This window comes from Cellulomonas sp. (assembly GCF_036279715.1).
In the GTDB taxonomy this organism is placed as follows: Bacteria; Actinomycetota; Actinomycetes; order Actinomycetales; family Cellulomonadaceae; genus Cellulomonas_A.
This window is the reverse complement of the sequence record NZ_DASUIR010000052.1, coordinates 1-5,230: the sequence shown is the minus strand read 5'-3', so window position 1 is coordinate 5,230 and position 5,230 is coordinate 1. Positions and strand designations below refer to the sequence as shown.

Below are 5,230 nucleotides of genomic sequence, written 5' to 3'. Positions count from 1 at the left end.
GGTCGCCGCCGTGCCCGTCAGGACCATCTGGGTGACCCCAAATCACCTGACCAGTTACGCGCGGGCATGGTGACGGAAGCAGTTGACGCGAATGCCAATGCAATCACGACGTCGATGCCCCGGAGTCTCATGTGATCCCTTGGCGAGCAGAATTCGCGTTTGATGCGGGCAGGCTCGCGTTAGGAAACCGACAGATTGATGGTCGAGGTGCGCGCGGTGGGGTCGACGTTCACGTTCAGGCGGATATCCTGGCCGTCACTTGACCCGTCCGCCCAGCACCTGATACCGACCCCGAGTCGGAGGTCTGCACACTCGCCCTCGATGGCCGTGTCGTAGCCGGCAGCCCGGAGCCATCCCGTGAGCTGATCGTTGGTGATGACTTTGTCGAAGTCCCATGCCATGTACGCGGACGGGCACTTGTTGTCGCCCAGGCACCACAGACGCCGTGGTTCCACGTTCTGGCGAGTTGCGGTGTACCCGACGGGCTTGAAGCGTTCAGCGACATCCATGACGTGCCCTGCGGGCAGCGGCGCGGTCAGCGCGAAGGGGGCAACCACAACGAGACCGAGCACGCCCAGCACAACCCACCGCGTCCGAACCATCCTTGACCTCCCCTGAGTGTTTGCTGTGCGCTTGCGCGGCCACATTGAACCACATGCGACGTTGTGCCCGTCAGGGCCATATGGGTGACGTGTCACAGCTGTTATTTCCGACTGAACGCTCCTACGGAGATCCCCTGAACAAAGAGCCGCCATCTCCGATGCCGTCGTCCGGCGCAGTGGAAGCTGCCGGATTGCCACTCGTGACAAGTGCGAGAGTGGGAGTCTCTACGCGTTCTTCAGGACACAAACAAGGTCAGGGTCCAGGTTCGCGCCCTCGTGTCACCTTCGACGTACACAGCGACGTCCTGGCCCTCGCTGGTGCCATGTGCACTGCATGTTGAAGCCAGACCGCCCGTGGCGCCGTCGCATCGGCCCCGCACCGACGCGCTGTAGCCCGCGGCAGCGAGCCAGGAGACGAGTTGGTCGGTCGCGATCTCGGTGTCGAACTTCCAGTGCTGCTGGAGCGACGGGCACGTGTTGTCACCCAGGCACCACAGGCGTCGTGGTTCCACCATCTGGTCTGTCGCGGTGTACCCGACCGGCCGAAAGCGTTCAGCGACGTCCACGACATGCCCGGCGGGCAGCGGCGCCGTCAGTGCGAAGGGAGCAACCACAACGAGACCGAGCACGCCCAGCACGACCCACCGCGTCCGAACCATGCTGCAGCTCCCCTGAGCGCGTTGGCTATGCGCTTGCGCGGCCACAGCGAACCACGTGCACAGTGGTGGCGGTCAGGACCATTCGGGCGACGCGAGTCCTCGTCAGAGCCCGAGCAGGCGGCGCAGGATGACCTCGACGCGCAGCACGACGTCGTCGTCGGCGTGCCCGAACTTGCGCCCCAGGCGCAGCGGCGAGATCGCTCGGACGTCCTCGCACTTGATGTAGCTGGTCTCCCGCAGCCCGGAGTCGCCGGGTTCGACCTCGACGTGCGTCGGCGACTCCCGGCGCGTTCGAGTCAGGGGGACGACGGTGACGACCGGAGGCAAGGAGTCGAGCCAGGGTTGAGCGCTGAGAACCACGACCGGCCTCGTCAGGGACTGCTCATGCGCGACGGGCGAACCCAGGTCGGCGAGGTAAATCTCGCCGCGCCTCACCAGTCCTCCGCGGCAAGGGCGTCGTCGGCCGGGTCGGCGAGGTCGTCGCCGAGCGTCACGTCGTCGACCCGTCGGCTGCGCTCGTCATCAGTCAACCGGGCGTTCTGCTCGCGCACCTGTTCCCAGAACGCGCGCTCGTCGGACTCGTCAAGCGCACGCGCGATCGCGCCGGCGAGCGTGGTGTGCTGCCGCAGCGCGCGAGCGGCGAGACGGTCGCGCAGGTCGGCCGGAACCTTGATGGAGGTCGTCACAGGCATACCGCCGAGAATACTCCCCTGCATACCGGTCGACGTGAGAACCTGGCGGACCACCGTCCCGAGGAGCCCCGTGAGCCCCGCCAGCCCCGACACCCTCGTCGGCATCCAGCGCTTCGCTGTCACGCAGAAGATCACGCTGATGGTCAACCGCTACGAGATCCGGGCGCTCGGGCCGAACGGTGACGAGGGCGCGCTCCTGGCATTCGCGCAGCAGAAGCGCATGGCCTTCAAGGAAGAGGTCACGTTCTACACGAGCGAGGACCGGCGCACCCCGGTGTTCTCCTTCAAGGCCCGTCAGCGCCTCGACCTCGGCGCGACGTACGACGTCTTCGACCCCGCAGGCATCCCGATCGGCAGCTTCCGCAAGGACTTCACGGCGTCGCTGTTGCGCTCGACGTGGCACCTCGACGCGGCCGGCGTCAGCGCCGTCGGGCAGGAGCGCAACGCCGGCATCGCGATCCTGCGCCGCGTGTGGGAGCTGATCCCGATCGTCGGCGAGGTCCCCGTGCCGTTCGTGTTCCACTTCGACTTCACCGACCCCAACGGCCAGGTGGTCCTGTCCTCCGAGCGCCGCAGGTCGCTGCGCGACCGCTACACGATCACCGTGCCCGACGGGCGGCTCGACGGCCGCGTCGCGGCGGCGATGGCGGTCGCGCTGGACGCCCTGCAGTCCCGGTAGGCGGGCGGGCGGTCACTGGAGCAGGCCGCTCCATACGGGGCGGCGCGGTGGCGAGACGCGCGTCTCACAGGCGTCCAGCCTCAAGTTGCGCGCTGCGGCGTCGATGGACAAGTGATCGCCCCCTCAATGCAGGAGCCTCATGCCGATCGCCCGACCCACCGCCTCCCGACCGTCGGACGACACCGGTCTCCCCTCCGGCTCCGCCGTGCACGTCGTTTCAACGGGGCCCGGCGTCCCTGGCGACGGCCTCCCCACGCCGGGTGGGCAGAGCCCGATCGCGGCTGTGCGCCTGCAGGTCGCACGCCCGGCGTCGGACCGCATCCCGGTCCCCGAGACGGCACGTCGGCGTCGGTCGATCCAGGCGGTCGCCTGCGTGGCGCTCCTCGCGACGCTCGTCTACCTCGCCTGGCGCACGGCGACGACGATGTCCGGCAGCACGTGGTGGCTCTCGGTACCGCTGCTCGTACTCGAGGTGCACGCCCTGGTGAGCCTCGCGCTGTTCACCCATGACCTGTGGAACGTCGACGTGCGCCCGGACGCGCAGCGCGACGTCGCGCAGGGCAACCGGACCGACGTCGGGTCGCTGTCGGTCGCGGTCCTCATCCCCACCTACAACGAACCACGCGCGGTGCTGCTGCCCACGATCGCGGCAGGGCTCGCTACGCACGGCGAGCACGAGACGTGGGTCCTGGACGACGGCAACCGCCCGTGGGTCGCCGAGCTGGCGGCCGAGCTCGGCGCGCACTACCGGTCGCGTGACCACGGCGCGCACGCCAAGGCGGGAAACCTCAACGAAGCGCTGCCCGACGTCCGCGCCGACGTGATCGCGGTGGTGGACGCCGACCACGTGGCGACCGCGGGGTTCCTCGACGCACTCCTGCCGTACTTCGCCGACCCGCGCGTCGCCCTGGTGCAGAGCCCTCAGGAGTTCTACAACACCACGTCGTTCGAGCATGTCGCGCGGCGCCGGGGCGCGATGTTCGCCGAGCAGCAGACCTTCTACCGGGCGATCCTCGCGGGTCGCAACAGGTGGGGCGCTGCGTTCTGGTGCGGAACCGGCGCCCTGGTCCGCGTGGCTGCGCTCGAGTCCGTAGGCGGTGTAGCGACGAGCAGCGTGACCGAGGACATCCAGACCTCGCTGCGGCTTCACCGCAAGGGATGGCGCACCGTGCACCACAACGAGGTCCTGGCCCACGGGATCGCAGCCGACGACGCCGCGGCGTTCTACGTCCAGCGCAGTCGTTGGGGCGCGGGCGCGATGCAGGTGCTGCGCCGTGACAACCCTTCGGCGGGTCCCGGCCTGAGCGCGCACCAGAGGATCTCGTACCTGTCGACGCTGCTCGGGTGGTTCGACTCGTGGCGCACGCTGGGCTACATCCTGCTGCCGATCGCGACGGTAGCCACCGCCGGGCTGCCGATGGTGGCCGGCTGGCGCACCTTCCTGGTGATCTTCGTGCCGACCTTCGCGGTGCAGCGCCTTGCCCTGCGCGTGCTCTCGCGGGGGCGAGCGCCCCTGCTGCACTCGACTCTCTTCGACTTCGTGCGCCTGCCCGCGAGCTTCGCGGCGACGCTCGCACTCATCGGCGGTGGTCCGACCCGCTTCGTCGTCACGCCCAAGGGGGCCAGCACGAACCGGGAGAGGGTGCGGCCGCCGATGCTCCTGACGGGCCTGGCGACGCTCTCGGCCGGCGCCGTGGTCTGGTACCTCCTGACCTTGGCCGGCCTGACGCCGGTGACGTACGACCTTCCATGGGTCGCGCACGGCGCGATGCTCTGGGTCGTCGTCAACACCGGGTTCCTCGTCGCGGCGCGCCGCCGCATCATGCTGCAGCGCTACGCGGGCAACCGGCGTGACTCGTGGCGTTTCGCCACGGGTGACGTCCCGGTGACCCTTGAGGTCGCCGGCGTCCACGCCGCGGGGTCCCTGTCCGACCTGTCGCTCAACGGTGGCCGGCTTCACGTGCCTGACGGGCAGGGCGTGAGCCTTGCCGTTGGTGACACGGTGCTGGTCGAGGTCGATCTGATCGAGCCCGACGGTACCGTCGATCGCATGGCGCTCCGCGCGACCGTGCGCTCCGTGACGGTCGAGGCCAGCGGTGCGCTCGGCGCGGGGCTCTCGCTCCACCTTGACACGTCCGAGCAGGCGCGGCTCGCGCTCGTGCTCTACCTCACGGTCGACGCGTCGGGCGCCGACCGCCGCCAGGAGGCGGCGCGGCCCGCGCCGGGCGTGCCCTCACCGCGCAGGCCGGCGTAGCGCCCGCCCACCGCGCGCCGCACCTGATCCCTCTGCACCTCCCGCTCAGGGCCGGTGCGCTCTAGGCCGCTCGAGGAGCGCCCGTGACCGAGTGTTGCGCTGGTCGCCGTGCGCGACGACGCGATGCGCCGACCGGTCCACGAACGGCGGGCGATGCCGTGGTCACCAACGGGCTGTCGCTGTGCAAGATTCACCACTCGGCCTACGACGCGAACCTCATGGGGATCACGCCCGACTACGCCGTGCGCATCAACAAGGCGCTGCTCCTCGAGATCGACGGGCCGATGCTCCGGCACGGCCTCCAGGAGATGCATGGGCGGCCCATCGGCATCCCCCAGCGGGCC

The 5,230-nt window shown here is 69.5% G+C and carries 6 protein-coding genes and 1 pseudogene; 3 read left to right on the top strand and 4 right to left on the bottom strand.

Annotated elements, in window-relative coordinates:
* Nucleotides 1–179: 179 nt before the first annotated feature.
* The 4 genes from VFW79_RS05845 to VFW79_RS05830 all read right to left on the bottom strand — a co-directional run bounded on the left by VFW79_RS05845 (nucleotide 180) and on the right by VFW79_RS05830 (nucleotide 1,953).
* Nucleotides 180–581: a hypothetical protein gene (locus VFW79_RS05845; RefSeq protein ID WP_329676378.1), complete on the bottom strand. Its 402-nt coding sequence runs from the start codon at nucleotides 579–581 to the stop codon at nucleotides 180–182.
* Between the two features lie 257 nt (nucleotides 582–838).
* Nucleotides 839–1,261, bottom strand: a complete 423-nt coding sequence (locus tag VFW79_RS05840; protein ID WP_329676377.1) for a hypothetical protein — start codon at nucleotides 1,259–1,261, stop codon at nucleotides 839–841.
* 102 nt (nucleotides 1,262–1,363) lie between these two features.
* Nucleotides 1,364–1,696 (bottom strand): type II toxin-antitoxin system PemK/MazF family toxin, encoded by a 333-nt coding sequence (locus VFW79_RS05835; RefSeq protein WP_329676376.1) that lies wholly within the window; start codon nucleotides 1,694–1,696, stop codon nucleotides 1,364–1,366.
* Nucleotides 1,693–1,953 (bottom strand): hypothetical protein, encoded by a 261-nt coding sequence (locus VFW79_RS05830; RefSeq protein ID WP_329676375.1) that lies wholly within the window; start codon nucleotides 1,951–1,953, stop codon nucleotides 1,693–1,695. Before VFW79_RS05830 ends, VFW79_RS05835 begins: the two co-directional genes overlap by 4 nt.
* A gap of 70 nt (nucleotides 1,954–2,023) precedes the next feature.
* Here VFW79_RS05830 and VFW79_RS05825 point away from each other — a divergent pair, with 70 nt between their 5' ends.
* The 3 genes and pseudogenes from VFW79_RS05825 to VFW79_RS05815 form a co-directional block, all read left to right on the top strand.
* Complete coding sequence (locus VFW79_RS05825; protein WP_329676374.1) at nucleotides 2,024–2,632, top strand: hypothetical protein; 609 nt, start codon at nucleotides 2,024–2,026, stop codon at nucleotides 2,630–2,632.
* A 283-nt stretch (nucleotides 2,633–2,915) separates the two neighbouring features.
* Complete coding sequence (locus VFW79_RS05820; RefSeq protein WP_329676373.1) at nucleotides 2,916–4,886, top strand: glycosyltransferase; 1,971 nt, start codon at nucleotides 2,916–2,918, stop codon at nucleotides 4,884–4,886.
* A 158-nt stretch (nucleotides 4,887–5,044) separates the two neighbouring features.
* Nucleotides 5,045–5,230, top strand: a pseudogene (locus tag VFW79_RS05815) (HNH endonuclease); the annotation flags it as partial.

What these genes read in the sequence shown, in the direction of transcription:
- VFW79_RS05830 (WP_329676375.1), bottom strand. Translation starts at nt 1,953, where the DNA reads ATGCCTGTGACGACCTCCATCAAGGTTCCGGCCGACCTGCGCGACCGT.
- VFW79_RS05840 (WP_329676377.1), bottom strand. Translation starts at nt 1,261, where the DNA reads ATGGTTCGGACGCGGTGGGTCGTGCTGGGCGTGCTCGGTCTCGTTGTG.